The sequence below is a fragment of the Streptomyces sp. NPDC059679 genome (assembly GCF_042734105.1).
Lineage (GTDB): Bacteria > Actinomycetota > Actinomycetes > Streptomycetales > Streptomycetaceae > Streptomyces.
Genome location: NZ_JBHWES010000014.1, coordinates 1 through 26807, shown reverse-complemented (window position 1 = coordinate 26807; position 26807 = coordinate 1). Strand labels below are relative to the sequence as shown.

27 protein-coding genes are annotated in these 26807 nt (G+C 72.6%); 11 read left to right on the top strand and 16 right to left on the bottom strand.

Annotation, left to right across the window (positions count from 1 at the left end):
- Positions 1 to 57 precede the first annotated feature (57 nt).
- The 3 genes from ACFV2X_RS17510 to ACFV2X_RS17500 all read right to left on the bottom strand — a co-directional run bounded on the left by ACFV2X_RS17510 (position 58) and on the right by ACFV2X_RS17500 (position 1760).
- Positions 58 to 525, bottom strand: coding sequence for a hypothetical protein (locus tag ACFV2X_RS17510; protein WP_385617087.1), 468 nt, complete (start codon positions 523 to 525; stop codon positions 58 to 60).
- Positions 526 to 611: 86 nt separating this feature from the next.
- Entirely contained in the window at positions 612 to 1250 is a 639-nt protein-coding gene (locus ACFV2X_RS17505) for a DUF305 domain-containing protein (RefSeq protein ID WP_385617085.1), read from the bottom strand.
- A gap of 102 nt (positions 1251 to 1352) precedes the next feature.
- Entirely contained in the window at positions 1353 to 1760 is a 408-nt protein-coding gene (locus ACFV2X_RS17500) for a DUF6153 family protein (protein WP_385617083.1), read from the bottom strand.
- 138 nt (positions 1761 to 1898) lie between these two features.
- Between ACFV2X_RS17500 and ACFV2X_RS17495 the strand changes: the two genes are divergently transcribed.
- Positions 1899 to 2744 (top strand): aldo/keto reductase, encoded by an 846-nt coding sequence (locus ACFV2X_RS17495; protein WP_385617081.1) that lies wholly within the window; start codon positions 1899 to 1901, stop codon positions 2742 to 2744.
- 173 nt (positions 2745 to 2917) lie between these two features.
- Here ACFV2X_RS17495 and ACFV2X_RS17490 read toward each other — a convergent pair whose 3' ends face one another.
- From ACFV2X_RS17490 to ACFV2X_RS17475, 4 genes are all read right to left on the bottom strand, one after another.
- Entirely contained in the window at positions 2918 to 3208 is a 291-nt protein-coding gene (locus ACFV2X_RS17490; protein WP_385617079.1) for a hypothetical protein, read from the bottom strand.
- Positions 3201 to 3470, bottom strand: coding sequence for a hypothetical protein (locus ACFV2X_RS17485; protein WP_385617077.1), 270 nt, complete (start codon positions 3468 to 3470; stop codon positions 3201 to 3203). The genes ACFV2X_RS17490 and ACFV2X_RS17485 overlap by 8 nt, the downstream gene beginning before the upstream one ends.
- 76 nt (positions 3471 to 3546) lie before the next feature.
- Entirely contained in the window at positions 3547 to 3705 is a 159-nt protein-coding gene (locus ACFV2X_RS17480) for a hypothetical protein (RefSeq protein ID WP_385617075.1), read from the bottom strand.
- Positions 3706 to 3897: a hypothetical protein gene (locus ACFV2X_RS17475; RefSeq protein ID WP_385617073.1), complete on the bottom strand. Its 192-nt coding sequence runs from the start codon at positions 3895 to 3897 to the stop codon at positions 3706 to 3708.
- 341 nt (positions 3898 to 4238) lie between these two features.
- Here ACFV2X_RS17475 and ACFV2X_RS17470 point away from each other — a divergent pair, with 341 nt between their 5' ends.
- Positions 4239 to 5075, top strand: coding sequence for a Scr1 family TA system antitoxin-like transcriptional regulator (locus ACFV2X_RS17470; RefSeq protein WP_385617071.1), 837 nt, complete (start codon positions 4239 to 4241; stop codon positions 5073 to 5075).
- Entirely contained in the window at positions 5072 to 5281 is a 210-nt protein-coding gene (locus ACFV2X_RS17465; protein WP_385617069.1) for a DUF397 domain-containing protein, read from the top strand. Before ACFV2X_RS17470 ends, ACFV2X_RS17465 begins: the two co-directional genes overlap by 4 nt.
- 632 nt (positions 5282 to 5913) lie before the next feature.
- On the opposite strand, the gene ACFV2X_RS17460 is transcribed toward ACFV2X_RS17465, so the two are convergent.
- Together ACFV2X_RS17460 and ACFV2X_RS17455 are read right to left on the bottom strand one after the other, a co-directional pair.
- A complete protein-coding gene (locus tag ACFV2X_RS17460) occupies positions 5914 to 6423 on the bottom strand; it encodes a DUF3558 family protein (protein WP_385617067.1) in 510 nt (169 codons plus the stop codon).
- Between the two features lie 310 nt (positions 6424 to 6733).
- Complete coding sequence (locus ACFV2X_RS17455; protein WP_385617065.1) at positions 6734 to 7225, bottom strand: FBP domain-containing protein; 492 nt, start codon at positions 7223 to 7225, stop codon at positions 6734 to 6736.
- 71 nt (positions 7226 to 7296) lie between these two features.
- Here ACFV2X_RS17455 and ACFV2X_RS17450 point away from each other — a divergent pair, with 71 nt between their 5' ends.
- Both ACFV2X_RS17450 and ACFV2X_RS17445 read left to right on the top strand, forming a co-directional pair.
- Positions 7297 to 7866: a TetR/AcrR family transcriptional regulator gene (locus ACFV2X_RS17450; protein ID WP_385617063.1), complete on the top strand. Its 570-nt coding sequence runs from the start codon at positions 7297 to 7299 to the stop codon at positions 7864 to 7866.
- A 50-nt stretch (positions 7867 to 7916) separates the two neighbouring features.
- Entirely contained in the window at positions 7917 to 9122 is a 1206-nt protein-coding gene (locus ACFV2X_RS17445) for a GDSL-type esterase/lipase family protein (protein ID WP_385617062.1), read from the top strand.
- Positions 9123 to 9129: 7 nt separating this feature from the next.
- On the opposite strand, the gene ACFV2X_RS17440 is transcribed toward ACFV2X_RS17445, so the two are convergent.
- On the bottom strand, positions 9130 to 11703 hold the full coding sequence (locus tag ACFV2X_RS17440) for an ABC transporter permease (RefSeq protein WP_385617060.1): 2574 nt from the start codon (positions 11701 to 11703) through the stop codon (positions 9130 to 9132).
- A complete protein-coding gene (locus tag ACFV2X_RS17435) occupies positions 11700 to 12467 on the bottom strand; it encodes an ABC transporter ATP-binding protein (RefSeq protein ID WP_385617058.1) in 768 nt (255 codons plus the stop codon). Before ACFV2X_RS17435 ends, ACFV2X_RS17440 begins: the two co-directional genes overlap by 4 nt.
- A gap of 110 nt (positions 12468 to 12577) precedes the next feature.
- On the opposite strand from ACFV2X_RS17435, the gene ACFV2X_RS17430 reads away from it, so the two are divergent.
- Positions 12578 to 13780, top strand: coding sequence for a sensor histidine kinase (locus ACFV2X_RS17430; RefSeq protein WP_385617056.1), 1203 nt, complete (start codon positions 12578 to 12580; stop codon positions 13778 to 13780).
- 5 nt (positions 13781 to 13785) lie between these two features.
- Positions 13786 to 14418, top strand: coding sequence for a response regulator (locus ACFV2X_RS17425; RefSeq protein ID WP_385617302.1), 633 nt, complete (start codon positions 13786 to 13788; stop codon positions 14416 to 14418).
- A 34-nt stretch (positions 14419 to 14452) separates the two neighbouring features.
- On the opposite strand, the gene ACFV2X_RS17420 is transcribed toward ACFV2X_RS17425, so the two are convergent.
- On the bottom strand, positions 14453 to 15511 hold the full coding sequence (locus ACFV2X_RS17420) for a Ppx/GppA phosphatase family protein (protein WP_385617054.1): 1059 nt from the start codon (positions 15509 to 15511) through the stop codon (positions 14453 to 14455).
- A 310-nt stretch (positions 15512 to 15821) separates the two neighbouring features.
- On the opposite strand from ACFV2X_RS17420, the gene ACFV2X_RS17415 reads away from it, so the two are divergent.
- Both ACFV2X_RS17415 and ACFV2X_RS17410 read left to right on the top strand, forming a co-directional pair.
- Positions 15822 to 16622 carry an MBL fold metallo-hydrolase gene (locus tag ACFV2X_RS17415; RefSeq protein WP_385617052.1) on the top strand — a complete coding sequence of 267 codons (801 nt, stop codon included), beginning with the start codon at positions 15822 to 15824 and terminating at the stop codon, positions 16620 to 16622.
- A gap of 209 nt (positions 16623 to 16831) precedes the next feature.
- Entirely contained in the window at positions 16832 to 19258 is a 2427-nt protein-coding gene (locus tag ACFV2X_RS17410; RefSeq protein ID WP_385617051.1) for a lamin tail domain-containing protein, read from the top strand.
- A 119-nt stretch (positions 19259 to 19377) separates the two neighbouring features.
- Here the strand turns inward: ACFV2X_RS17410 and ACFV2X_RS17405 are convergent, their stop codons facing one another.
- The 4 genes from ACFV2X_RS17405 to ACFV2X_RS17390 all read right to left on the bottom strand — a co-directional run bounded on the left by ACFV2X_RS17405 (position 19378) and on the right by ACFV2X_RS17390 (position 25061).
- Positions 19378 to 21303 carry a cellulose binding domain-containing protein gene (locus ACFV2X_RS17405; protein WP_385617049.1) on the bottom strand — a complete coding sequence of 642 codons (1926 nt, stop codon included), beginning with the start codon at positions 21301 to 21303 and terminating at the stop codon, positions 19378 to 19380.
- 238 nt (positions 21304 to 21541) lie between these two features.
- Positions 21542 to 23398 carry an asparagine synthase (glutamine-hydrolyzing) gene (asnB, locus tag ACFV2X_RS17400; protein ID WP_385617047.1) on the bottom strand — a complete coding sequence of 619 codons (1857 nt, stop codon included), beginning with the start codon at positions 23396 to 23398 and terminating at the stop codon, positions 21542 to 21544.
- 123 nt (positions 23399 to 23521) lie between these two features.
- Positions 23522 to 23923 carry a DUF1992 domain-containing protein gene (locus tag ACFV2X_RS17395; RefSeq protein ID WP_385617045.1) on the bottom strand — a complete coding sequence of 134 codons (402 nt, stop codon included), beginning with the start codon at positions 23921 to 23923 and terminating at the stop codon, positions 23522 to 23524.
- Positions 23924 to 23951: 28 nt separating this feature from the next.
- Positions 23952 to 25061: a GlxA family transcriptional regulator gene (locus ACFV2X_RS17390; RefSeq protein WP_385617043.1), complete on the bottom strand. Its 1110-nt coding sequence runs from the start codon at positions 25059 to 25061 to the stop codon at positions 23952 to 23954.
- 71 nt (positions 25062 to 25132) lie between these two features.
- Here ACFV2X_RS17390 and ACFV2X_RS17385 point away from each other — a divergent pair, with 71 nt between their 5' ends.
- Complete coding sequence (locus ACFV2X_RS17385) at positions 25133 to 26536, top strand: APC family permease (RefSeq protein WP_385617041.1); 1404 nt, start codon at positions 25133 to 25135, stop codon at positions 26534 to 26536.
- Positions 26537 to 26646: 110 nt separating this feature from the next.
- The coding region (locus tag ACFV2X_RS17380) for a putative T7SS-secreted protein (RefSeq protein ID WP_385617300.1) at positions 26647 to 26807 on the top strand (161 nt) is incomplete at its 3' end.

The following is a 26807-nucleotide window of genomic DNA, read 5'->3' as shown; positions in this document are numbered from 1 at the left end:
TTGTCCTTGTCCTTGCACTGGAGGAATGAATGATGTGCGGATCCGGATACCGGCGGCCTAGGTGCGAAGCACTTGGAGCTGGTGGAGGCCGGGGGCGCGGACGGCGGGGCCGGGCGGGGCCCGGGTGGCATCCGTGTCGTACGGGCGGTCGCGCGGGAGCAGCCCGGTGAGCGCGGGCGGGGGGACGGGCGCGGGCACCACGCCCTGGCTCACCCCCCAGGGACCGGCGACGCAGTTGTCGCCGGCGCCGCCCGCGCTGTCCGTCCAGGGCGCCTGGACCGTGTGCCGGCCGGACACGAGTTCCGGGCACGGCGGGGCGAGTGTGGCCATGGCGGGGCGGGGCGGAGTGTGCGCCGAGCCGGAGGCGTGCGCCGCGGCGGGCGCGTGCTCCATGGCCGGGTGGAGGAACGACGGCGCCAGCCAGAGCGCGACGGTGAGCAGGGGGACGGCACAGCGGAGCACCGAGAGCACGGTGGCTCGCACCATGCCGCCCGGTATTCGGCTCGCGTCGCGCTGTCTACTCATCGCGCCAGATCGTAACCACTGGGCCTGCCGCGGCTGAATGGGCAAAGGCCCGGCGGGGTGCCGGTGCCTTTGCCGCAGCCCTTGCCTCAGCTCTTACCGAGGAGCTTGTTCATCTCGGTGATCTCCTCGTTCTGGGTCTTGATGATGTCGTCGGCCATGGTCTTGGCGGGGCCGTACGCACCCTTCTGCTTCTCGGTGCCGGCCATGTCCACCGCGCCCATGTGGTGCTGGACCATCATCTTCAGGAACGCGGTGTCGAAGGCCGCGCCCGACGCCTTCTTCAGCTCCTCCATCTCCTTGGAGCCCATCATTCCGGGCATGCCCTCGTGCTGGGAGTGGTCCATGCCGGGCATCGCCTCCGGGACCTTCTCGCCCCAGGTCTTCAGCCACCCGGACATCGTGCGGATCTCCGGGTCCTGCGCCTTCTTGATGTCGGCGGCCAGCTTCTTGACCTGGGCGGACGAGGCCCGGGTGGGGGCCAGATCGGCCATCTCCACGGCCTGGCGGTGGTGGGGGATCATCCCCTGCGCGAAGCTCACATCGGCCTCGTTGTGCTTGCCGGCCGGGGCGGACGTGCCCGCGCTCGCGGTGGCCTTCGACGTCGAGTCGTGGCCGGAGTGGCCGCTGCTGCCGCTGTCGTCGCTGCCGCAGGCGGTGAGGGTCAGAGACAGCGCGGCCGTGGCGGCCGCGGCGACGAGCGCCGTACGGCGGGTCAGGGAACGCATGGGGGAACTCCTGAGGAAGTGTAGAGGGTATTTCTGGACATACCGGACTGGCGCCGAACCCGACCCGGATCGGGAGGGGCGGCGGCGCCGCGAGGGCGTGTCCTATATCCGCAGGAGCTGGAGTTCGGCCAGGGTGGGCGGCGCCCGGCCGTCGGCCGGGGACGGCGCCGTACCGGACCGGGCCGCCACGAGGTCATGGCCGCAGTCGGCCACGGGGGACGACGGGGGCGCGGACAGCGTGGGCCCACCGCCGAGCGCGGGTGACGCACAGGTCGGATCGGCGTGGTGGATATGCGAGCCGCCGCACGCGCCGCCGCAGCCGCTGTGGGCGGAGGGGGCGGTGGTCATGGTGGTCGCCATGGCGGCGGGACGCTCATGGGCGCCCGGCATCAGACCGCCGGCGGGCCCGAGGGCGTGCATGCCCAGCAGCCCGGCCAGCACCCCGAGCACGAGCAGCGCTCGCCACCGCCACACGGGCGGCGACGGACGGCACTCGGCAGGGCTCGGCACGAGCCCATGCTAAAGGGGCGGGCGGGTCGGTCGTGGCGGGGGATGCCGCACCCGCCATGCACCGATCATCGCCGACCCATCACGCAGTGACGGAGCTGTTAGCGTGCGATCGTCGAGCGATGGGGGCGGAGACAGCAGATGGCATCGGACACGTTCCAGATCGGCGGGGACCTGGAAGTACGGCGGCTCGGGTTCGGGGCCATGCACCTGCCGACCGAGCCCGCTGCCGACCGCGAGGCGGCCATCGCGGTCGCCCGGCGAGCCGTCGAGCTCGGCGTCACGCTGATCGACACCGCCCATCTGTACGGCGGCGGAGCCAACGAAGAACTCCTCGCCGAGGCCCTGCACCCTTACCCCGCCGGGCTGCTCATCACCACCAAGGTCGGCGTCGCGCGGACGGGCCCGGGCGGCGAGTGGCGGCTGGAGGGGCGTCCGGCCATCCTGCGCGACCAGGTCGAGCAGGCCCTCCGCCGGCTCCGGGTCGAGCGGATCGAACTGCTCCAGCTGCACCGTATCGACCCGGAGACACCGCTCGCCGACCAGCTCGGCACGCTGCGGGAGCTCCAGTCGGAGGGCAAGGTCGGCCGACTCGGGCTGTCCGAGGTCACCGTCGCCCAACTCGGCCAGGCGCGGGAGATCGTCGATGTCGTCAGCGTCCAGAACCGCTACAACCTGCTCGACCGCGAGCACGAGCCGGTGCTCGAGGCGTGCGCGGCAGCGGGGATCGCGTTCCTGCCGTGGCGGCCCGTCGCGACGGGGGCGCTGGGGGCCAGGGCGGAGATCGCCGCCATCGCGGCCGAGCTCGGCGCCACCCCCACGCAGGTCTCGCTCGCGTGGCTGCTCGACCGCTCGCCCGTCGTCCTCCCGATCCCCGGCACCGCCCGGATCGCCCACCTGGAGGAGAACCTCGCCGCGGCGCGTCTGGATCTGCCCCCGGCTCACCGCGAACGCCTCGACCGGCTGGCGCCCCGAGCGCGTGAATGAGCCCCGCCAGTCCGCCACCTGGACCTCCGTGAACGTGGAGGCCGGCCAGCAAACCCAGTTCACCCTCAACCTCGCCCTCACCAAGGAGGAAGAGGGCTTCTACCAGCCGGCCTGGGTCGAGATCACCCCGCCCCTTCCGCTTCACTGTCCGCGCCCTGAAGACGTGCTGACTGCTACGGGGCGAAGCGAACCGTCACGTTCGCCCAGCCGTCCGGGCTCGCGTAGCCCCAGGTGCCGGTTTCGTCGGCCGAGAGCATGGCTTCGGAGTACAGGGATGCGACGAGGAGTTTCCAGGGCTCATCTCTCTTGGCGGTGCCGGTGCGCGCCAGATCACGTAGCGACTTGTCAGCGGCTTTGAAGATGGCGGTGCGGATATCGAAGTACCGTGCGTGGTCGGCTGTTCCTGTGGTGACGCCGGATGTGCTGATGAACGTCCATGTGGCGTGCCAGGGTCCGTCAGCCACGGGGGATCACCTCGGCAGGGGCCATGCCTCGCTGGCGCTGGACGTGAAGCCGGGCGATGGCGCGCAGCTGTCGCCGCTCGTACGCTGTGGCGGGTCGCACCGAGGCACAGTGCGACTGCCATTTGAGGCCAGTGGGGCGGGCGAGGCAGACCATCGGCCCGTCGAAGTCGGCGATGGTCCCGGGCATCTCGCAACGCCGGTCGTAGACCACCATGCCGACCGCAAGACTGGGCAGGATGCTGGTCCAGTGCGCGCCCTTCACTGCTTCCCCTTGGCGTGGCAGCGGGCACAGGGGAACGGGGCGCTGAGGGCGTCGACGCTGGTGGCTGGTGCGTGGTTCACTTCGCCCCCCGCCCCAGATGCTGAGCGATCTGTTCGGCAAGGGCTACCGATTGCTGCCGCAGTTCCTCCAGGGTCGGGCGGTCGCCGCCGCCCTGCTGCCCCTGTTGCTGCTCGCCCTGTCCCTGCTGCGGCGGGGGCGTCGTCGGGGCGCTCATCTACGCCACCACCTTTACGCCGTGGATGACGCGCGGGCCGATGTCGATGCCGTACGCGGCCAGTCGCAGTGTCCGCCGACGCTGCCGCCGCAGCCGACGCTGTTCGCACGCGACGACGTACGGCCGCTCCATGGCCGCCTCGTGGTCGTCCGGCGGCCCGGACACCGGGCCCCACGCGAGGGCGTAGACCATGCCTATCAACCTCCTGCGGCCGAGGCCACGAACCCGGGCCGGTCATGCCGCTCGGGGGGCTCGCATGTGGCCTGCTTCTGTGGCGCCCCGCCCGGCCGGCGCTTAAGGAAGCCAGCCGTGATCGCGGCCATCTCGCCTGTCATCCGGATGAGTTGATTGAGCGGCAGGTCCGGTCAGCTTGGGCCACGGGTCCAAGCTCTGGCATGCCTGGCGGTTTTGGGGTTCGCCAGCCACCGGCCGCTCCTCTCCGTAGTGCTGTCACTACCAAGTGCGTTCGGCGTGGCCTACAGGCGAGACCCGTTCAACCTGTTGGCTAGGGATGAAAGGTCGGTGAAAGTCCCTTGAACCGGAAAGAGTTGGAGCCGGACAGCTCACCTCAAGCAGCCTACGGGGCGTATCTGCGCAGCTTGCGGGAGGCGCGTGGCTGGACTCAAGATGATCTCGCCGTGCGTATGGAATATTCCAGCGTGCATATTTCAGCGGTTGAAACTGGTCGGAAGCCTCCAACTCTTCGTTTCTCGCGTAGTGCGGACCGCGTCTTCGGTATCGAGGGAAGCACAGACTCGTTCGAGTGCCGGTTCCGCGAACTTCGGCACGGCTCATTACTGGAGGGCTTTCCGCAGTTCGTTGACTATGAGGGGCGTGCGGCGGAGATCCGGCTGTATGAAGTGGGCGTCATCCCCGGTCTGCTCCAGACACCGGAGTACGCGGCGCTGCTGGCGGACAGCGCCGTCCAGCGGGGAGCGATCACGACCGAGCAGGCACAGGAGCGCGTGGCGCTCGTCGCGGAGCGACAAGCAGCCCTCGTCCGGACGCCCCCGCCGCTGGTCTTCGTGGTGCTGGACGAAAGCTGCATCCGACGGCCCATCGGCGAGCCCGCCGTCATGGACGCGCAGTTGGCGCGGCTGGTCGAGTTCGCCGCGCTGCCGAACACCATGGTCCAGGTCGCCCCGTTCGAGATGGGGCTTCGTCGGCCGTTCAACCTGCCGATCGCCGTGCTGACGATGGCGGACCGCTCGCTCATGTCGTATGCCGAGTCCGCCCAACGGGGGCATCTCGAGCGGGACAACAGGTTCGTGCTGCCCATGCTGACGGCCTACCATCAGCTACAGGCCGAAGCGCCCTCTCAGACAGAGTCTGTGGCCGTGATCAACCAGCTGCGAAAGGGCACCCCGTGACGACGGAATCCCCCCGTTGGTTCAAGTCCTCGTACAGCGACAACGGCGGCCAGTGCGTCGAGGTCGCCGCCAACCTCGTCGCCTCGCGCGGCGTCGTCCCCGTCCGTGACAGCAAGGAACCGCACGGCCCGGCGCTCACCTTCGAGTCGAGTGCCTGGTCGTCGTTCGTCGCCGCCGTCAAGGGCGGAGAGTTCCCCGCCACCTGACCACGACGCAACCAGCCATCGAAGCGACCGGCGGGACCGGCCCTCTCCCCCCACCCCCTCTGAAAAAATCGCTTGATGCAGTACTTGATATAAAGCAAGCATTTTTTTAAGAGCAGGTGGGGGGAGGGCCCCAACCGGACCGGCCTCCAACGCTTCCGACGACCATCCGCCGTCCCCCGCCCGCCAACCGATGCCGACCCATGGGGCCGGACGGCGACGATGCCTCCGGCGTCTCCTCTGCTTCCCGCTGTTGGCCGCTGTGCGCCGAAGGCGCGAGACGATGCCCGACGCGGCGTTAGGACCATGCCGTCCAGCGGTCGCCGGCCCGTTCGTCGCGCTCGCGCGCCCCCGGCCCAGCGCACCGCTGGACTGACCGGCTTGGTCACCGCGCGGCAGCAGCTGCGGCGGAGCGCAGCGGAGCCAGCCTTAAGCTCAGCCACCCACCAGGCCGGCGAACCGGAACAACGGGCCAGCCGCCCCCTTCCCCCTTCTCGCCGGCGCTTTGGACCCGGAGGGTCCGAGACGAAACCCGCACCCGTCCGAGCCGAATGCCGCGAGACGGCGCACAGGCGCAGGCGCAGCGCAGCGGAGCCCACGTGAAGCGCAGTGGAGCTCACGCGCACGCTGAGACGTCATCGAATGTGGGTCAGGGCAGTGGCGGCGACCGACGCCCCCGCGGGACACGTTCCATCCTGCGCTACCCCGCGGTCCGGAATGGTCGTGGTGCCGACCAAGTGGTCTGTGTCGTGCAGTGCGACGAAGATGAAGCAGATCCTCTGGAATTCGGCCTGCACGGCTTGGTGCTGCCCCACCGGCACCTGCGTGACGCGCCCGTTCTTGGTCATGGTCTTCGCGTAGGACAGTGGTAGATCCAGTGCGAGGCTGACGTTCTGGCCCGCCAACTTCCACGCGCACGCTGCCCCGTGCTTGCCGTACTCCTGTTTCCCCTCGCCACTGATTCTGAGGGCGGCGAGGTCGTGCCCGTCGAGGGCGAGGCACGGCCGCGATGCCAACTGCGCCTGGGTGTACTTGCTCGGCCGCGGTGCGGCTGAGGGCGAGGCGAAGGACGAGGGCGAGGCGGAGGCGGAGGACGAGGCGGAGGACGAGGTGGCGGACGAGGCGGAGGCGGAGGTGGAGGACAAGGCGGAAGACGAGGATGTCGGCCGGGGGGACGATGGCTGCGACGCGCCCTGCCCGCTCGAACACCCGGCGCTGAGCATGCTTACGGCAAGTACAAGCACAAGGCCGCCTGTTCGGCGGGACCGCCCGCCCCCGGAACGCTGATCGAGATCGAATCGCGGCATATCGGGACGGTAGTGGCGCTGTGCCGGGACCGGTCCCGGCGGTGACCGCCCGGGCCGGATTGGCCTCGTAACGCCCGCGCAGGCCGCCGCTTGGCCAACCCCACCTCGAAGCACGCCGCAGACTTTCCGCAGGCCCGGGTCCGTGTAGTCAACCGGTCACCTTGGCGAAGAACGCGGCGACGTTCGCGACAGTCCGCGCGACCTTCTCCTCCAGCGTGAGCGATTCCTGGATCCGCCCGTCCGCGCCCGCGTCCTTCTTGCCCCGTACGTACAGCGAGCAGGCGAGGTCGCTGCACACGTATGTGCCGACCGAGTTGCCCTGCTGTCCGGCCTGCCGGGCCTTCGGGGCGACCATCAGGGAGACGCCGCCCGTGTGGGAGGTCAGGCATATCGAGCACATGCCGCGCCGGACCTGCCAGGATGCGGGGCTGGGGCAGCGCAGCTGGAGGGCTTTGGGGCGGCCGTCCAGGGTGGTGACGAGGTAGGCGCGCTCGGGGGCCTGGGGGTCTCGCCAGCCGAGGAAGTCCAGGTCGTCCCAGGGGCGGTCGGCCAGGTCGCGGGGGATGGAGAGGCGCTTGGCCTCGCCCTTGGTGCAGTTCACGAACGCGGTACGGATCTCTTGCTCGGTCAGTGGCCTCATGAGAGCCAAGCTAATTTGCCTAATGCTCCTAGGCAAATTAATAATGCGTTCTGTCGAATGAGGGGAAGGGTATGGCAAACGAAGGACTCACCATGGAGCGTCTGATCCAGGCGGGGGCGGTCCTCGCCGACGAGGTCGGATTCGAACAGGTGACCGTTTCGGAGCTCGCCCGGCGGCTCGACGTCAAGGTCGCGAGCCTGTACTCGCGGCTGAAGACCTCCCAGGACCTCAAGACCGGGATCGCCCTGCTCGCCCTGGAAGAACTCGCCGACCGCGTGGCCGCCGCCCTGGCCGGACGGGCCGGCAAGGACGCCCTGGCCGCCTCCGCCAACGTCTACCGCGACTACGCCCGCGAGCACCCCGGCCGCTACGCAGCCACCCAGCTCAGACTCGACTCCAAGACGGCGGCCGCCAGCGCGGGCGTCAGGCACGCGCAGATGATGCGGGCCATCCTGCGCGGCTACGAGCTGACGGAGCCGGACCAGACGCATGCGGTCCGGCTGCTGGGCAGCGTCTTCCACGGCTACGTCAGCCTGGAGCTGGGGGGCGGCTTCAGCCACAGCGCCCCCGACACCGAGGAGACCTGGTCGCGGATCCTGGACGCGCTCGACGCTCTGCTGCGGCACTGGCCCGCGCCCTGACCAGCCAGAATCCACGTACTGAGAGCAACGGAGAGCGACAGGTCGAGACGATGCCCACCACCGACCACGACTGGATCACCACACCCGTCACCGCGGACCTGCTGCGCGGCGCCCTCGATCTGGAGCGCACCGCGCACGGGCTGCTGCCGCACCGGCTGCCCGCGCGGGCCCGCGCCCAGTGTGCGGATGGGCAGCTCGCCATGGTGGAGTCCCAGCCCTCCGGCGTACGGCTGGTCTTCCGGACCGGGGCCACCGCCGTCGAACTGGACACGCTGCCCACCAAGCGGATCTACGCGGGCGCCCCGCCCCGCCCGGACGGCGTGTACGACCTGCTGGTCGATGGCCGTCTGGCCGGGCAGGCGAGCGTGGCCGGCGGCAACACCCTGACCCTCGACATGGCCACCGGGGCCGCCGAGCACCGGCCCGGCCCGGTCGGCACGCTCCGGTTCACCGGACTGCCCGACGGCGTCAAGGACGTCGAGATCTGGCTGCCGCACAACGAGACCACCGAACTGGTCGCCCTGCGCACCGACGCCCCCGTCGAGCCCGCACCGGACCGGGGCCGGAAAGTGTGGCTGCACCACGGCAGTTCGATCAGCCACGGCTCCGATGCCGCGAGCCCCACCACGACCTGGCCCGTGCTCGCCGCCTCCCTCGGCGGTGTGGAACTGATCAACCTGGGCCTGGGCGGCAGCGCCCTGCTCGACCCGTTCACCGCCCGCGCCCTGCGGGACACCCCCGCGGACCTCATCAGCCTCAAGATAGGCATCAATCTGGTCAACGCCGATCTGATGCGGCTGCGCGCCTTCACCCCCGCCGTCCACGGCTTCCTCGACACCATCCGCGAAGGCCACCCCACCGCACCGCTGTTGGTCGTCTCGCCGATCCTGTGCCCCATCCACGAGGACACGCCCGGCCCCACTCTCATGGACTTCACCGAACTCGGCGCCGGACGACTGCGGTTCCGGGCCGCGGGCGATCCGGCGGAGCGGGCGAGCGGGAAGTTGACCTTGGGCCTCATCCGGGACGAGCTGGCCGGGATTGTGGCGCGGCGGGTGGCCGAGGACCCGAATCTGTACTACCTCGACGGCCGTGATCTCTACGGCTTGGCCGACGCCGCCGAACTGCCGCTGCCCGACGAACTCCACCCGGACGCCGCCACCCATCGGCGTATGGGCGAGCGCTTCGCCGAACTGGCCTTCACCGCCGACGGCCCCTTCGCGGGCGGCGCCGTCCTCACGGACGGCGCCGCCTGAGCCGACCTCAACCCGCCCCGGCGCGCGCCGTTTTGGCGAGCGCCGCCCGGGCCGGCAGCACGCTCGCCGCGAGCGCAAGCACCAGGCAGCCCGCCACCGCCGCCGCGACGGGCGCGGCGGGCACGATCAGCCGGACCGGGACACCGAAGGTGCCGCTGAGGCCGGCGCGGACGCCGAGCAGGGACGGGAGGGCGGTCAGGGCGCCGAGGACGGAGCCGAGGGCGACCACGAAGGTGGTCTCCGCCGCGACGGTCCACAGGACTTGGCGGAGCGTCGCGCCGGACAGGCGCAGCAGGCGCAGATCGCGCAGCCGGTCGGCGGTGGACATCAGGAGGGTGTTGGCGACGGCCACGCCCGTGCACCCCGCCGACATGGCGACCAGCAGCAGGGTGAAGACCTCGACCAGACGGTCCTCCTCGGCGTCCGCGCGGCGCGCGTAGTCGGCCACGCCCACCTCCTCGGCGCCGAGCCCCCGGAGCGCGGCGGACGACGTGGCCGGGCCGGTGCGGTAGACGACATCGGTGAGGGCCGAGGGGTCGTGGGCGCGGACCGTGGCCCGGGGGAGCAGCGCGGTGTACGGGGTGGGGGCCGTACGGTCGGCGAGGACCGCCACGATCCGCAGCCTCTCGGTGCGGCCGTCCTCGAAGGTGACCTCGGCGGAGGTGACCTCGGCCGTGGTGTGTCCGCCCAGCGTGGTCAGCGCCGACTCGGTCACGGCCACCGTCCCGGGGCCGCGCAGCCGGGCGAGCGATCCGGAGACGGTCCGCAGCCGGTGGTGGACGTCGGCGAAGGCGCCGGGGTCGATGCCCGCGGCCTCCATGGGGGTCTTCGCCGCGCCTCCGTAGACGGTCGTGGCCAGCAGCCCCGTCCCCGGGACGGATCCCGCGGCGGCGTCGGACAGCCCCGGGGTGCCGTCGCGGGCGACGACGGCGGCCTCGGCCCGTACGGAGGCGGTGTCGCGGGTGGCGTAGGAGTGCACGGAGGTCTGGGTGTTGCCCGTGATCAGGACGACGAAGCCGACGGTGGCCAGGACCGGGGCGGTGGTCGACGCCGTACGCCGCACCGCCGTCAGCATCCCCTCGCGCACCAGCATGCCGAGCGCGCCACGGCGGCGGGCGAGGGGCCAGGAGACGGCCCGTACGAGGGGCGGGACCACGGCGGGGACCAGCAGGGTCACACCGGTGATCAGCCCTACGGCCGTGCAGAGGGCGAGCGTGGTCATATCGGTCGGGTCGGCGAAGGCGGTCCCGGCCGCGGCCGCGCAGCCCAGGGCGGTGAAGGCGATACCGGTCAGCGCGCGGGCGCGGGTCATCGGGCGGTCGTCCGCGGCGGCCTCGCGCAGCGCCTCCAGCGGACCGGTCCTGGCGGCCCGGCGGGAGGCGGACCAGACGGCGGTCAGCGCGACGGCCAGACCGGCGGCGAACGTCGCGGCGAGCACCCAGGCCTGACGGCGGACCGCGAAACCGGGTGGCAGGAAGCCCGCGTCGGTGAGCACCGAGCCCAGCGCGGGGGCCAGCGTCGCGCCGAGCAGGGCCCCGGCCGCCGCGCCGGCCGCGCCGACGGCGAGCGCCTGCCCGTACAGCAGACGGCGCAGCTGGCGTCCGGTGGCGCCGACCGCGCGCAGCAGGCCGAGTTCGCGGCGGCCCCCGGCCACGCTGAAGGCGAACGTCGAGGCGACGACGAAGACCGTCGCGAAGGCCGACAGCGCGCCCATGGCGGTCAGCACCTGGCCGCCGATCCAGCGCGTCTTGGCGTCCCGTACGGGGGCCAGTTCGCTCCGCGCGGCGCCGTCGAGCACCGTGCCCGAGCCCGTGGCCACCGAGCCCTTGACCACCGAGTCCTTGACCACCGAGCGCGCCGCCGCCGCGACCGCGCCGGGGTCCGCGCCCCGCTCGGTCAACAGCCCGATGACCCGCACCCCGCCGGACAGCTCGGCGGCGCGCTCGTCGGTCAGGTAGTAGCCGGGCCCGTCGACCGTGCCCGAGACGGTGAACCGCTCGGGCCCCGCCGCGGTCAGCAGCGTGATCCGCTCGCCCGGCCGGGCCCCGAGGGAGCGGTCGAGGGCCACCTCGTCGGACCGGTGCGGCGCGCGGCCCGCGGTGAGCCGGTACGGGGCGAGGGCCGCGCCGGACCAGCCGTGGCCCAGCCGGTCCCCCTTCCGCTGCTCGGCGTCGCGTGCGGGGCCGCCGTCCGCGACCGCCTGCGCGTAGAAGGACCGGTCGGGCACCGCGCGCCGCACCCCGGGCACGGCGGCCAGCGCCCGCGTCAGCTCCTTCGTCTGCCGGGCGGACCAGGGGGCCCGCTCCAGGAACACCCCGTCGGGGCCGGTGCCGCCCTGGGCGCTCCGTACGAGCACGGGGGCGCCCGCGTACCGGCCGGGCACCCCGCCGTCCCCGGACAGCAGGATCAGCGCGCTCATGGTGAGGACAGCGACGCCCAGGCACAGGGCGGCGAACGAACCCGCGAAGGCCGTGCGGCGCGCCCGTACGGTGGCGACGGCCAGGCCGAGCATGCCGCCGCCCCGGCTTCCCCTTCCGGCCCTCGTGCCGCCGCGCGTACGGTCGCTGTTTCCCACCCTCATGCCGCCGCCTCCAGCACCGACATCCGCGCGGCGATGTCCGCCGCCCCGGGCCGGTCCGCCAGCTCGTCGGCGACCCGCCCGTCGGCCAGGAAGACGACCCGGTCGGCCCACGCGGCCGCGGCCGGGTCGTGGGTGACCATGACCAGCGTCTGCCGGTGGCGGTCGACCAGGCCGCGCAGCAGGCCGAGCACGGCGCGCGAGGTGGTGATGTCCAGCGCGCCGGTCGGCTCGTCGGCGAAGAGCACCGCGGGGCGGCTGATCAGCGCCCGTGCGATGGCAACCCGCTGCTGCTGGCCGCCGGAGAGCCGGTCCGGGCGGTGTCCGGCGCGGTCGGCGAGACCGACCTCGGCGAGCGCGGCGGCCACTTGGGCGGGGTCGGGGCGGTGGCCCGCAAGACGCAGCGGGAGGGCGACGTTCTGCTCGGCGGTGAGTGCGGAGACCAGGTTGAAGGACTGGAAGACGAAGCCGATCCGCTCCCGGCGGAGCAGGGTCAGGGCCGTCTCGTCCAGTTCTCCGGTCTCCGTGCCGCCGATGACGACGCGCCCCTCGGTCGGCCGGTCGAGCCCCGCCGCGCAGTGCAGCAGCGTGGACTTGCCGGAGCCGGAGGGGCCCATCACGGCGGTCATGGTGCCCTCGGCGAAGTCGAGCGTGACCTGGTCGAGGGCGGTGACGGCCCGCTCCCCCGTCCCGTACCGCCGGGAGACGGCGCGCAGTTCTACGGGGTGAGGGGCGGGGTGGGGCAAGGGGGTTGTGGTCGTGGGCATGGCGCCGAGTGAACCGGCGCGGGGCGGGGCGGCACACGGGTGGCCGGGCTAGTCCCGATACTCCATCTGGCACTACTGTCCGCGGCCCGCCGCGCGGCTACGGTCGAGCGGTGATCCCCCGAGACCCATTGGAAGCGCTGACCCGCGGGCCCGCCGCCTTCCTCCGCTCCTCCTGGCCCTGGCGGTCCGCCGGCTATCTGCTCGCGGGCGGGCTGCCGGGTGTCGCGTGCGGGCTCGCGGTGGCGGGGGTGGCCGCGTCCTGGGCGCGGATCGGCGCGGCGACGGCCGTGCTGTGCGCGCTGCTCGTGCTGGGCTGCGCCACCGCAGCGGCCCGCCCGTGGGAACGGCGGCGGCTGCGCCTGGTCGCGCCCCGCACCGAGCTCCACCCCAAGCCGTACGCCCAGCCCCTCGCCACGTCGTACGGACAGCCGTACGCGCGCGAGATCGGCCACGGCGCGCTGTCCGTCCTCGCCCTCGGCTGGGTCGATCTGGCGGTGGTCCTGGTGTCGTTGGGGATCCCCGGCGCGCTGCTGGCCGCGCCGCTGCAGCCCGAGGCCCCGCCCTGGGCCCGGCTCGGCGGCCCGCTCGCGGGTGCGCTGCTGCTGCCGGTGGCCGCGTATCCGATCGCCGCCTGGGCGGGGGCGCGGGCGGCCGTATCGCTGGCCGTACTGGCGCCCGGCGACGCGGAGCTGACGGAGGTACGGCGGTCCCGGGCGCGCCTGGTGGACGCGTACGAGGCGGAGCGGCGCCGGATCGAGCGGGATCTGCACGACGGGGCCCAGCAGCGCCTGGTCGCGCTGACCATGAAGCTGGGCCTGGCGGGGCTCGACCTGCCCGCCGGGTCGCGCGCGGCGCGCGAGGTGGCGGAGGCGCACCGGATGGCCAAGGACGCGCTCGCCGAGCTGCGCGAGCTGGTCCGCGGAGTGCATCCGCAGGTGCTGACCGAGCGGGGGCTGCCCGCGGCGGTGCGGGACGTGGCGACGCGCTCGCCGATGCCGCTGGACCTCGATATCGACCTGGAGCGGCGGCTCCCGCCCGCCGTGGAGGCCGCGGGCTACTTCGCGGTGTGCGAGGCACTGGCCAACGCGGCCCGGCACAGCGGCGCGGCCCGGCTGCGGGTCGGCGGGCGGCTGCGCGGCGGGGTGCTGGTGCTCGAGGTGACCGACGACGGGCGCGGGGGCGCGGACCCGGCCGCCGGGACCGGGCTGACCGGGCTCGCCGACCGGGTCGCGGCCGTGGACGGCAGAATGCTGCTGTCCAGCCCGGTCGGCGGGCCGACCCGGCTGCGAGTGGAGATTCCGTGCGGCGGTTGAGCGTGGTGATCGGGGAGGACGCCGTACTGCTGCGCGAGGGCCTGGTGAGCCTGCTGGAGCGGTTCGGGCACCGCGTCCCGGCGGCCGTCGGCGACGGCCCTTCGCTGGTCGCGGCGGCCCTGGAGCATGAGCCCGACGTCGTGATCGCCGATGTGCGGATGCCGCCCGGCTTCACCGACGAGGGGCTGCGGGCGGTGCGCGAACTCCAGGCGCTGCGGCCGTCCCTGGCCGTCCTGGTGCTCAGCCAGTACGTCGAGCAGACCTTCGCCGAGGAGCTGCTGGCGGCCCGGCGCGGCGCGGGCACCGGCTATCTGCTCAAGGACCGGGTCGGCGATGTCGCCGAGTTCACCGACTCGCTGGCGCGGGTGGCCGACGGCGGTACGGTCATCGACCCCGAGGTGGTGCGGCAGCTGCTGGCCCGCGGGAAGGACCCGCTGCGCCGCCTCACCCCGCGTGAGCGCGAGGTGCTGGCGCTGATGGCCGAGGGTCGCTCCAACTCCGCGGTGGCCCGGGCCCTGGTGGTCACCGAGGCGGCGGTCGCCAAGCACATCGCGAACATCCTGCTCAAGCTGGATCTCCCGCCCGCCCCGGACGACCACCGCAGGGTGCTGGCGGTCCTGGCGTATCTGCGGGGCTGAGGCGGGGGCGGGACAAAGGCCGGTACCTGGCGGTTCAGGTCCAGGGAATGGTGGCGGTCTGGAGCCGCCCGGACCCGTACCGGCCGCGGCCCGTCGGCAGAGCCACGACGGACGCGCCCACGGGGGCGCCCGCGACCTCGCGTGAAGGGCTGGGGACCGGGTGTGTCTCCAGCTCCCGGAGCCGGTCCAGCAGGACCCCTTCGCGCAGCGCCCAGGGGCAGACCCGCAGCTGTTCGATGCCCAGGACGTCCATCGCGGCCTCCGCGACGACCGCACCGGCCAGGGCCTGGTGGGCGCGGGCGGCGGAGATGCCGCGCAGCCGGGCGCGCTCGGCCGCGCTCCTGGCGGCCAGCCGGGGCACCCAGGCCGCCAGCCGGTCCCGGTCCAGGACCCGTTCGGCGTACGGCCCGGCCTTGGCCTTCGGCGCGCCGGTCAGCCGGGCCAGCTGGGCGAAGGTCCTGGAGCTGCCGACGTGGGTCCGTGGCTCGGGCTGGTCGAGCAGCCCCTCGGCCGTCTCGCTGATGACGGACCGTACGAACTGGCGCAGCGCCTTGACGTCCCCCTTCTTCACCGGCCCGGTCTCGGGCAGATGATGGCGGGTCAGCCGCCCGGCGCCCAGCGGTACGGACAGGGCGACGGCGGGCTCGGCGCGGCTGCCGCAGGCGAGCTCCAGGGAGCCGCCGCCGATGTCGAGCAGCAGCATCTCCCCGGCCGACCAGCCGTACCAGCCGCGCGCCGCGAGGAAGGTGAGCCGCGCCTCCTCCTCGCCGGTCATGAACGTCAGCCGGATCCCGGTCGCGTCCTCGACCTCGGCGAGTACGGTCGGCCGGTTGGCGGCGTCGCGGATCGCGGAGGTGGCGAACGGCACCATCGTGTCGACGCCGTGGGCCTCGGCGACGGCCGCGGCCTCGGTCACCGCGGCGACCACCCGCTTGATCGCCTCCTGCTCGATCACGCCCTGCCGGTCGGTGGACTCCGCCAGCCGCACCGGCCGTTTGAGCGAGGTCACCGGCTCGGGCGGACCGCCCGGCGTGAGGTCGGCGATACCGAGATGGGCCGACTGGGAACCGATGTCGAGCACTCCGAGACGCATGTCTGCTGACTGTCCGTTCCCTGGAATTTCACTCATCGTTTCCTTTCCGTCGGAAGGTTCCCGGCCACCCGACCTGTGATGCCGGGCTTGATGCGGGTCGGCAGGAAGGTGTCACCAGGGCGGGTGATACGCACCGGCCCTGCTCATGGGCCGCCGACACCATCCCGGCGGGGCCCGTGTGCCGGTTGACAACGCGTCCGGGCCCGGAATCAATGGGGGGATTGGGCCGGATTCACGCTGTGCCTACGATCATGGACAGGACCGTCATGGTGAGCGGCACCGTCACAGTGAGAGGCAGCGGGACACAGCGATGAGCGAGTCGATTTCTCCGGGAGCCTTGGCCGTGCGCTATCTGGGAGGGCCCACTGCGACCCTCGACATCGGTGGCGTACGACTGCTGACCGATCCGACCTTCGACCCGCCCGGGGACTATCCCATCGGCGAGCGCAAGCTCGTCAAGACCGCGGGCCCGGCCGTCGCGACCTCCGGCCTCGGCCCCGTCGACGCGGTGCTGCTCTCGCACGACCAGCACCCGGACAACCTCGACCGGGCGGGCCGCGCCTACCTCGACCACGCGGACCTGGTGCTCTCCACGGCGTCCGCGCGGGAGCGGCTGGGCGCGACCGTGACGGCGCTGCCGAACTGGGAGACCTTCGAACTGCCGCGCCCGGCCGGCGGCACGCTGCGGATCACCGGCGTGCCGGCCCAGCACGGCCCGGACGGCACCGAGCATCTGGTCGGCGAGGTGACCGGTTTCGTGGTGTCGGGGGGCGGGCTGCCGACGGTGTATGTGAGCGGCGACAACGCCTCGCTGGACGTGGTGCGCGCGATCGCCGAGCGGATGGGGCCGGTGGATGTGGCCCTGCTGTTCGCGGGCGCCGCCTCGACCCCGCTGGTCCCCGGGGGCTTTCTGACCCTGCCCAGCGATCAGGCCGCCCAGGCGGTGGAGATCCTCGGCGCGCGGCAGGTCGTACCGCTGCACTTCGAGCACTGGGGGCATTTCACCCAGGGCGCCGACACGCTGGTCGACGCCTTCGAGGCGGCGGGTCTGACGGAGCGGCTGCACCTGCTGAAGCCCGGCGAGCGGATCGAGCTTCAGGACCATTCCTGAGGGCGCTCGGCGCCTTCAGGAACCGGCGTCGAATCGGCGTTTTCACGCAACGTTTGCCGACCGGCAGGCCCAGGGCCTTGTCGGTCCATATCTACGCGCGTATTTTTGGCCCGGATTCCAAGTCGTCGCATTTCCCGCGCATTTCTTCCGCTTCTTCCCCGACTCTTCCCCGCGTCCCGCCATTCCCTCGTGCGAGAAAGAGCTTCATCGTGCCCGAACACATACCCGCGGCCCTGCGTGGCCGTGGTGTCAAGGCGGCCGTCCTCGTAGCGCTTCCCGTCGGCCTCGTCGGATCGCTCATCGCCCTCCCCCTCACCGCCCAGGCCGCGCCGTCCGCGGACGCCGTCATCTCCGAGGTCTACGGAGGCGGCGGCAACTCGGGCGCGTCCCTCACCCATGACTTCATCGAACTGGGCAACTCCGGCACCGGGTCGTTCGACCTGAGCGGCTGGTCCGTCCAGTACCTGAGCGGTTCGCCCAGTTCCTCCAGCAAGTGGCAGGTGACCCCGCTCACCGGCGACATCCCCGCGGGCGGCACCTACCTGGTCCAGGAGGCCAAGGGCTCCGGCGGCGACACCGCCCCGCCGACCCCCGACGCCACCGGCACCATCGCCATGTCGGCGACCAGCGGCACCGTGGCGCTGGTCCACTCGACCACCGCGCTCACCTGCCTGACCGCCGAGGACTGCGCGGCGGACAGCGCCGTCAAGGACCTGGCCGGCTTCGGCACCGCCGTGGTCCGCGAGTCCGCTCCCGCCACCGGCGCGGGCAACACCACCGCTGTCTCGCGCGACGCCGGATTCCACGACACCGACAACAACGCGGCCGACTTCACCGGCTCCGCCCCGAGCCCCCGCAACACCACGGGCACCGGCGGCACCCCGACGCCCGAGCCCACCCCGGAGCCCACCGACACCAACCCCGGGCCGCTGCGCGTCCACGACCTCCAGGGCACCACCCGGATCTCCCCGCAGAGCGGCAAGACCGTCACCAATGTCCCCGGTGTGGTGACCGGCGTGCGCTCCACCGGCTCCAAGGGCTACTGGATCCAGGACCCCGAGGGCGACGGGAACGCGGCCACCAGCGAGGGCGTCTTCGTCTTCTCCGGCTCCGCCACCCCGCAGGTCGAGGTCGGCGACTCGGTGCTGGTCTCGGGCAAGGTGAGCGAGTACTACCCCGGTGGCAAGAGCAACGGCGTACAGTCCGTCACCGAACTGACCGCACCCACGGCCGTGGTGCTCTCCTCCGGCAACAAGCTGCCGGAGGCGGAGGACGTCGACCCGGCCACGCTGCCCGACGCCTACGCGCCGCAGGCCCAGGGCGGCGGCATCGAGTCCCTGGAGCTGAAGCCCGACGCCTACGCGCTGGACTGGCTCGAGGCGCACGAGGGCATGCGGGTGCGGATCGGCGACTCCCGCGTGGTGGGCGCCACCAACAGCTACGGCGAGACGTGGATCACCACCAAGCCGCGGCAGAACCCGACCCCGCGCGGCGGCACCGTCCTCACCGGCTACGACAACCCCAACTCCGGGCGCCTCCTGATCGCCTCGCTCACCGGCGACCAGCGGGGGGCCAACGTCGGCGACACCCTCACCGGCACCACCGAGGGCCCCGTGGATTACGCCAACTACGGCGGCTACAACATCCAGGCGACGATCCTCGGGAAGGTCGCCTCCGGCGGGCTCACCCCGGAGGTGACGAAGAAGGGCAAGGCCAACGAGGTCTCCGTCGCCACGTACAACGTCGAGAACCTCGACCCGACGGACCCGCGGAGCAAGTTCGACCGGCTCGCCGAGGGCGTCGTCAAGAACCTGGCCGCCCCGGACATCGTGAGCCTGGAGGAGATCCAGGACAACAACGGTGCCAAGGACGACGGCACGGTCGCGGCCGACAAGACCATCGCCCAGTTCATCGACGCCATCAAGGCGGCCGGAGGCCCCACCTACGACTGGCGCTCCGTCGACCCGGTCAACGACGCGGACGGCGGCGAGCCCGGTGGCAACATCCGCAACGTCTTCCTCTTCAACCCGCGGCGCGTGAGCTTCGTGGACCGTCCGGGCGGCGACGCCACCACGGCCGTCGAGGCGGTCGGCGACGGCAACAAGGGCGCCAGGCTGTCGGTCTCGCCGGGCCGGATCAACCCAACCTCCGACGCCTGGAAGAGCAGCCGCAAGCCGCTCGTCGGCGAGTTCACCTTCCGCGGCGAGAAGCTCTTCGTGGTCGGCAACCACTTCAACTCCAAGGGCGGGGACCAGCCGGTGCACGGCGCCTTCCAGCCCCCGACGCTCGGTTCCGAGACCCAGCGCACGGCCCAGGCCAAGGAGGTCAACACCTTCGTCTCCGGCCTGCTCGCCAAGGACGCGAGGGCCCGGGTCGTGGTCCTCGGTGACATGAACGACTTCCAGTTCTCCAAGCCGCTGGCCACGCTGACCGAGGGCGGGGTCCTCACGGACCTGATCAACACCCTTCCGGTCGGCGAGCGGTACAGCTACGTGTACGACGGCAACGCGCAGACGCTGGACCACATCCTGGTCTCGCCCGCCATCAAGAAGCCCGAGTACGACGTCGTCCACATCAACGCCGAGTTCTCCGACCAGAGCAGCGACCACGACCCGCAGGTCGTCCGCTTCAAGTAGGCGACTTCAAGGAGAGCGGCGTTCAGCGACGTTTCGTGTGGCGTGCACACCATGTGCACGCCACACGTGCGTTGTGGGGGCGGTGCTGAGGGGCGGTGCCGGGGGGAAGCCGACGCCGCCTACCGGGTGTCGCAGCGGCGCCCGTTGAGCGCGAGGTCGGTGGGCGCGGCGTTTCCGGCGTCCCAGGAGCCGAGGAAGCCCACCTCAAGGGCCTCCCCGCCGCGGGCGGTCTCGTTGTAGTCGGCCGGGGTGACGGTCACCTTGCGCCCGTGCTGGACGAATTCGCCGTTCCACATCTGGGTGATCTGCTGTCCGTTCTCGAACTCCCAGCTCAGCCGCCACTCGTGGACCGTCTTACGGGGTGTGAGGGTGACCTTCGCCTGGAAGCCGTCCGGCCACTGGTTGTCCAGGCTGTAGCGGGCCGTGCAGGTGACCCCGACGGGCTCGGCGTGCTCGGGGGGATGCGTCTTGGACGGCTTGTCCGGGGACGAGCCACCGCTCGGCGACGGCGTCTTGGCCGGGGACTTCGTCGGGCCGGGCTGGTGGCCGACGGCGGTCGTGTCGGACGCGGGCGGGACGGGCGACTGGGTGGTGGGGGCGCCCTTGGACGGGAGGGTGGGGCCGACCGTCGGAATGGTGTCGGGTCCCATGCCGCCGTCGGGCGGGAGCCCGTCGTCCCGGTTCCCGTCCGTGCTGGTGTAGGCGATGACGGCGATCACGGAGACCGCGGCGGCTGCCGCGAGGATCCCCGCCGCCCTCGTCCTGCCGCCCTTCCGTGGCCTGCGCCGCCGGCCCCCGCCGCCCAGCCTCCGGCCCGGCACGCCGTGCCCGCGGATCACCCCGGTCGCGGCCGTCGCGCCGACCGCGGCGGCGGCGCCGAAGGCGCCGGTCGTACGGGCCGCACCGGCCGTGTCGGCCGTGCTGGTGGTGGCGAACGGGTCGGTGGTGCCGGTCGTGCCGAAGGGGTCGAACGTCTCGAACCCGTCGACCGTGTGCGCCGTGTTCTGGGCACCGGCGACCGTGCCGAACGGGTCGAACGCGTCGAAGGTGTCGTCCATACGCGGCGTGTCGGCCCCATGAGTCCCATGGCCCGCATGGGCGTTGCGGGCCTCATGGGCCGTACGAGCCGCCGGGGCCACCCCCGGGGCCTCCGCGACGCCCGCCCCGGTCGAGCGCCCCGTACGGGACTTCCCGCGCCCGCCCCGTATCCCCTTGACCCGGTCCCACAGCGGCGGCCCCACGCTGCGCGCGAGCGTCTGCAGCCGCTTGCCGCCGGTGTGCTCGGCCGCGACCCTGCGCCGCCGCTCCAGGTAGGGCAGCCCGCCCCAGCCGAGGACGCCCCCGGCCAGGGCGCCGGGCAGCCCGCTGCCGTGCAGATACAGGCAGGCGGCGGCCTCCTTGCAGTGCACACAGCGGGCGAGGTGCTGCCACAGGTCCTCGGGCGCGGCGGCGTCCGGTGAGCGGGTCGCGGCGTCCAGCAGTCCGGCGTAGCTGCGGCACTCCTCGTCGTTGAGCGTGTCGACGTGGTTGCGCTGGCACAGCTCGCGGTACCGGGCGCGGACCCGGGCGATCTCCTCGTCCGCGTAGGCGGTGTCCCAGCCCAGCCGACGGGCCACCGTGGTGAGGGACTGCGACTCGACTTCGACGGACCACAGCAGATCGGCGTCGGCCTCCGGCAGGTCGCATAAACCGCGCAGCGCGAGCGGCTGTTCTCGCCGTGGTGTGGCGTAGCGTCTGGCCCGGTCGGAGGTCAGCCAGATGCGCAGGGCCGGGTCGAGCCGGACGCCGGCCTGCCGGGCCTGCCAGTCGGCGGCCGTCTTCCGTACGGAGCTCAGGAGCAGTGGGAGCCAGGGCAGACGCGGCCCCCATGCCCGCGTCCGCGAGGTGCGGGTCTCCCGGATGCCGCGCCGGAACGCCTCGGTGGCCAGCCGCATTCCGTCCTGCGGGCTGGTGGTGCACAGGTTCGCGTAGTCGAGTACCGCGTCCCAGTATTCGGAGAGCAGAGCAGTCTCGGATATGGCGTCAGGAGATGACTCGTGGGGCATGGAGGGTTTCCTCACTGACGAAACAAAAGGCGCCCCCGCCGGGCAACACTCTTATCAGGCCGGGCAGAGGATGGCCAAGAGGTCAGTGTTTTTCTCGGAGTTGAGGGATGTTCCACTGTGGGGCCGCCCGAGCCTTTCACGGTTTCGACACAAGTGGCAAGACACCAAAACCCCCGGCCGGGCCGGGGGTTTTGGTCTATACCTGACGCTACGTCAGGGCTCGTTGGCGCAGTGTATGTCAGAGCGCCGGCTCGACCTCGTACTGGCGCAGCCACGCATTCAGACCGAGGACCATTTCGATCGGTTGCCGGGCGTCCTGGCTCGCCGCGTCCGCCGCACGCCGGGCGGCGGCGATATCGAGCAGCGGGCGGACCGGAGCGTCGTCGTCGGCCAGCAGTTCGCGCAGCTCGGCCCGGACGGCGTCGGCGTACCGGGGGTCCTGGGTGCTGGGGTACGGGCTCTTGACGCGCTGGGCGACGGAGTCGGGGAGGAGATCGCGGGTGGCGGCGCGCAGCAGGGACTTCTCGCGGCCGTCGAAGGTCTTCAGCGACCAGGGCGTGTTGAAGACGTACTCGACCAGCCGGTGGTCGCAGAAGGGCACCCGCACCTCCAGGCCCACCGCCATGCTCGCGCGGTCCTTGCGGTCCAGCAGGAACTGGACGAAGCGGGTCAGGTGCAGATAGCAGATCTCCCGCATCCGCCGCTCCGTCGCCGAGTCGCCCTCGCGGTACGGGACCTCGGACAGCGCCTCGCGGTAGCGGTCGGCCTGGTACGCATCGAGGTCCACCTTGGCGAGCAGCCCCGGGTGCAGCAGCGCCTCCCGGCGGCCGGTACGGCTGCCGGTGAAGCCGAAGTCGCGGAACACCGCGAGCCAGGGGAAGGTGTCGGCCGCGACCGCCCCCGGATCGTGGAACCAGGAGTAGCCGCCGAAGACCTCGTCGGCCGACTCCCCGGACAGGGCCACCGTGGAGCGGTCGCGGATCGCCTTGAAGAGCAGATACAGCGAGGTGTCGCTCTCGCCGGAGCCGAACGGCAGATCGCGGGCGGTCAGCGTGGCCCGGCGGTGGGCGGGGTCCATCAGGGCGGTGGTGTCCAGGACGATGTCCTGGTGGTCGGCGTTCACATGCTCGGCGAGGGCGTGGGCGTACGGGCCGTCGGGGGTGGCGCGCAACGCGTCGGCCTTGAAGTTCTCGGTCTGGCCGACGAAGTCCACCGCGAACGAGCGCACCGGCCCTTGTTTGTTCTCCGCCAGCCCGCGGGCGGCCAGCGCGGTGATCGCGGAGGAGTCGAGCCCGCCGGACAGCAGGGTGCACAGGGGCACATCGGCGATCAGCTGGCGGGTCACGATGTCGTCCAGAAGCTCCCGCACCCGGCGGACGGTGGTGGCGGGCGCGTCGGTGTGGTCGCGGGCCTCCAGGCGCCAGTAGCGGTGTTCGGCCAGGCCCTGGCGGCGGACGCGTACGACATGGCCGGGGCGCACCTCGTACATCCCCCGGTAGACCGCGTGGCCCGGGGTCTTGGTGAAGGCCAGCAGCTCGGCCAGGCCGTCGATGTCGACGGCGGGGCGTACGGCGGGGTGGGCGAGGATGGCCTTGGGCTCGGAGCCGAAGAGCACACCGTCGGGGGTGGGGTAGTAGTACAGCGGCTTGATGCCCATGCGGTCGCGGACCAGCAGGAGCTGCTGTTCGCGCGGGTCCCACAGGGCGAAGGCGTACATGCCGTTGAGGCGGTGGGTGAAGTCCTCGCCCCACTCCAGGTAGGCGTGCAGGGCCACCTCGGTGTCGCTGCTGGTGCGGAAGGCGTGGCCGCGGCCGATGAGCTCGGCGCGCAGCTCGCGATAGTTGTAGATCTCGCCGCTGTAGGTGGTCACCAGCACCGTGCGGCCGTCGCGCTCGACGGACATGGGCTGTTTGCCGCCCTCGATGTCGATCACGGCCAGCCGGCGGTGGCCGAGGGCGGCGTGGGTGTCCGTCCACAGGCCCGCCGCGTCGGGGCCGCGGCAGGCCATGGTCGCGGTCATGGCGGCCAGGGTGTCGCGCTCGCGCTCGGTGGTGAGGTCCTGGTCGTACGAGATCCATCCGGTGATGCCGCACATCGTTGTGTCGCTCCCTCCGGTCGGGTCGCCCCGGCGGCCACCGTACGCCGAAGTGATTGCATCGACCACCGGTAGCCTGAGGCAACGAAAAGTTCCGGCCAGCGACTAGCGGGCGGGGCTCCCTCAGCCGGTCCGGCTCTCGCGCCACTCCCGTACGACCCCGTCCACGTCGAACGGCACCAGATTCAGCGGCGGACCCTCGGGCGGCCGGCGCAGCGCCTCGCGGATCTTGTCGTTGATGTCCGCCAGGATCCGCCGCACCTCGCCCTCCGACCCGGCCGCGTGCGCCGCGGCCAGCGCGTCCTCCGCCTCCTTGCGCAGCACGAGCGCCGGGGGCAGGTAGGACAGGCCCTCGCGCCGCATCTTGTCCTTGACCCACCACATCGCGTCGTACGGCCTGTCCAGGCCCTGCAGCGGCTTGCCCCGCCCGGGCAGATCGTCGAAGTCGCCCCGCGCCTCCGCCTCGCGGATCTGTCGGTCGGCCCACGTCTCGAAGCTGATGCCGGGCGGCTTGCGTTCGGTCACGGTGTGCTCCTCGTTCAGGTGCCCGCGGTTACTCCCATGGTGCCGAACGGGGTGCCGAACGTGGCGCCCAACGGGGTACCGAACGTGGCGCCCCGGGCGGTATCGACCGCGACCGGAACACCTGGCGGTAGGTCTGCGGCGAGACGCTGGTCAGCCGCCGGAAGTGGTGGCGGAGATTGGGCGCGGTGCCGAAGCCGGTGCGGCGCGCCACGCTCTCCACCGGTTCGTCGGTGGTCTCCAGCAACTCCTGCGCCAGCCGCACCCGCTCCTGAAGGATCCACTGCAACGGCGTGGTCCCGAGGGCGTCGCGGAAGCGGCGCGCGAAGGTGCGCTCGCTCATATGGGCCGCCGCGGCCAGCCCGGCCACCGTCAGCGGCTCGTGCAGCCGCTCCCGCGCCCACTGCAGCACCGGCGCAAGCCCCTCGCCCCCGCCCGCCCGCGGCCGGACCGGGAGCTTGGCGTACTGCGTCTGCCCGCCCTCCCGGTGCGGCGGTACGACCATCCGGCGGGCCACCTCGTTGGCCACCGCCGCGCCATGGTCCTGGCGCACCAGATGCAGACACAGATCGATCGCGGCCCCGGTGCCGGCCGAGGTGAGGATGGAGCCGTCCTCGACGTACAGGGCCGTGGGGTCGAGGTCGACCTCCGGGAAGCGGAAGGCGAAGTCCGCGGCGTTCATCCAGTGCGTGGTCGCCCGGCGGTCCGCCAGCAGCCCGGCGGCGGCCAGGACGTACGCGCCGCTGCAGATGGAGACGATCCGCCGGCCCAGCTCATGGGCCTTGCGCACGGCGGTGACCAGCTCGGGCGGCGGGGCCAGCTGGACGGCCCGGGGGCAGGCGGCCACCACCACGGTGTCCGCCTCGACGAGGTCGTCGAGGCCGTACGGGGTGGGGATGCCCAGGCCGGCCGAGGTGCGCAGCGGACCGGGCTCGGCGGCGCACAGCCGCAGCTCGTACCACGGGTCGACGATGTCCGAGCGGTCGATACCGAAGACCTCGCAGGGGACGGCGAGCTCGAAGATGGGGGCGCCGTCGGCCACGGCGACGGCGACGATGTGGCGGGGCGTGCCGGCGGGCTGAGACGTGTTGGCGGGGCGGGGGACGTCGGCGAGGCGGGGCGTATCGGCGGGACGGGCCATGGCGGGAATTTAGCGCACCATGGCATTTCCGCCGATGGTCGGCGGGTGGCGCATCGGCGAGGCTGCCGGGCATGAGTGAACCGGGCATGAGTGAACTGGGCATGAGCGAACCGCCACCAGCGTCACCACCGTCACCCCACCGCCCCGCGCCCGCCGGGCGGCTCACCGCGCTCCAGGGCACCGCGCTGTACGTAGGGGCGGTACTGGGCACGGGCGTCATCGCGCTGCCCGCGCTCGCGGCCGAGACCGCGGGCCCCGCCTCGTTGCTGGCCTGGCTGGCCCTGGTCGTGGTGTCCGCGCCGCTGGCCGCCACCTTCGCGGCGCTCGGCGCCCGCTACCCCGACGCCGGGGGCGTGTCCACGTACGCCCGGCTCGCCTTCGGCGAGCGGACCGCGGCGGTGGTCGGCTGGTGCTTCTACCTCGCGGTGCCCCCGGGCGCGTCCGCCGCCGCGCTGTTCGCCGGCTCGTACACCGAGGCCGCCGTGGGCGGCGGGACCGCGACCCGTACGGCAACGGCGGTGGTGCTGATGGCCATCGTCACGGCCGTCAACACCGCCGGGCTGCGGGTGACCGGGCGGCTGCAACTCGCGCTCTCGGGGCTGCTGATCGCCTTGCTGCTGGGCGCCGTCGCGCTGTCCCTGCCGCAGGCGCGTACGGAACACCTCGAGCCGTTCGCCCCGCACGGCTGGGCCGCGATCGGCTCGGCGGCGGCGCTGCTGGTGTGGAGCTTCGCGGGCTGGGAGGCGATCACGCACCTCGCGGCGGAGTTCCGCGACCCGGCCCGGGACCTGCCCCGGGCCACCGCGGCCGCCGTCGTGATCGTCGGGGTGCTGTATCTGGCCGTGGCGTTCGCCGTCGTCGCGGTGCTCGGCACGGGCGCGGCCGACGCCGACGCCCCGCTGGGCGAGCTGATGGCCCGGGGCATGGGCGGCAACGCCCGGCTGCTCGCCGCCGCGGCCGCGCTCCTGCTGACCCTCGGCACCATGAACGCCTACTACGCCGGCGCGGCCAAACTCGGCGCGGCCCTCGGCCGGGACGGCGCGCTGCCGGGGTGGCTGGGACGCGGCGGCAGCGCGGGCGAGGTCCCGCGCCGCAGCCTCGGGTTCGTCTCGTCGCTGGCCTTCGTCAGCCTGCTCGTGGTGACCGCCGCCCACACGGACGCCCGGCCCCTGGTGCTGCTCACCACGGGCTCCTTCGTCACTGTGTACGCGATCGGCGTCGCGGCCGCGCTGCGCCTGCTGCCCCGCCGCGGGGCGGTCCGCGCGGCGGCGCTGGCGGCGCTCGTCGCGGTCGCCGCGCTGCTGGTGATGTCGGGCCGGTATCTGCTGTGGCCGCTCGGCGTGGCCGGTGCGGCGCTGCTCTACCAGCGGCTGAGGGGGCGGGTGAAGGTCGGGCGGGGGAAGACCGGACGGGTGAAGGTCGGGCGCGTCCGAGAGCAGTCGGACACCCCCGTCGAAGTGGCGGAAACGGGCTGAACGCCCCCAGTCGTCGGCCCCCCCGGTGCCCCGCGTTCCGGTTGGCGGGTACGGTGCCGATCAACGGCCGGAGGCAGGCCGCTGCGACTGTTGCACGGGGGTAACTGCGCGTGGGTATAGGGGATTTCATCCCGGATGGGGTGGAGGACTGGGTCGAGGACCGGGTCGAGGACGTCGGTGGGGCCATCGACGTCGCGGGGGACTGGACGGGCGACCGGCTGGATGACGTCGGCTGGGAGGGCGGTGCGGACTGGGTCCGGGACAAGTCGGA

Coding starts and splice junctions, on each gene's coding strand:
- ACFV2X_RS17510 (WP_385617087.1), bottom strand. CDS start 525: ATGAGTAGACAGCGCGACGCGAGCCGAATACCGGGCGGCATGGTGCGA.
- ACFV2X_RS17505 (WP_385617085.1), bottom strand. CDS start 1,250: ATGCGTTCCCTGACCCGCCGTACGGCGCTCGTCGCCGCGGCCGCCACG.
- ACFV2X_RS17495 (WP_385617081.1), top strand. CDS start 1,899: ATGGCATCGGACACGTTCCAGATCGGCGGGGACCTGGAAGTACGGCGG.
- ACFV2X_RS17480 (WP_385617075.1), bottom strand. CDS start 3,705: ATGAGCGCCCCGACGACGCCCCCGCCGCAGCAGGGACAGGGCGAGCAG.
- ACFV2X_RS17475 (WP_385617073.1), bottom strand. CDS start 3,897: ATGGTCTACGCCCTCGCGTGGGGCCCGGTGTCCGGGCCGCCGGACGAC.
- ACFV2X_RS17455 (WP_385617065.1), bottom strand. CDS start 7,225: ATGAGGCCACTGACCGAGCAAGAGATCCGTACCGCGTTCGTGAACTGC.
- ACFV2X_RS17450 (WP_385617063.1), top strand. CDS start 7,297: ATGGCAAACGAAGGACTCACCATGGAGCGTCTGATCCAGGCGGGGGCG.
- ACFV2X_RS17445 (WP_385617062.1), top strand. CDS start 7,917: ATGCCCACCACCGACCACGACTGGATCACCACACCCGTCACCGCGGAC.
- ACFV2X_RS17440 (WP_385617060.1), bottom strand. CDS start 11,703: ATGAGGGTGGGAAACAGCGACCGTACGCGCGGCGGCACGAGGGCCGGA.
- ACFV2X_RS17435 (WP_385617058.1), bottom strand. CDS start 12,467: ATGCCCACGACCACAACCCCCTTGCCCCACCCCGCCCCTCACCCCGTA.
- ACFV2X_RS17420 (WP_385617054.1), bottom strand. CDS start 15,511: ATGCGTCTCGGAGTGCTCGACATCGGTTCCCAGTCGGCCCATCTCGGT.
- ACFV2X_RS17415 (WP_385617052.1), top strand. CDS start 15,822: ATGAGCGAGTCGATTTCTCCGGGAGCCTTGGCCGTGCGCTATCTGGGA.
- ACFV2X_RS17405 (WP_385617049.1), bottom strand. CDS start 21,303: ATGCCCCACGAGTCATCTCCTGACGCCATATCCGAGACTGCTCTGCTC.
- asnB (WP_385617047.1), bottom strand. CDS start 23,398: ATGTGCGGCATCACCGGATGGATCTCGTACGACCAGGACCTCACCACC.
- ACFV2X_RS17390 (WP_385617043.1), bottom strand. CDS start 25,061: ATGGCCCGTCCCGCCGATACGCCCCGCCTCGCCGACGTCCCCCGCCCC.
- ACFV2X_RS17385 (WP_385617041.1), top strand. CDS start 25,133: ATGAGTGAACCGGGCATGAGTGAACTGGGCATGAGCGAACCGCCACCA.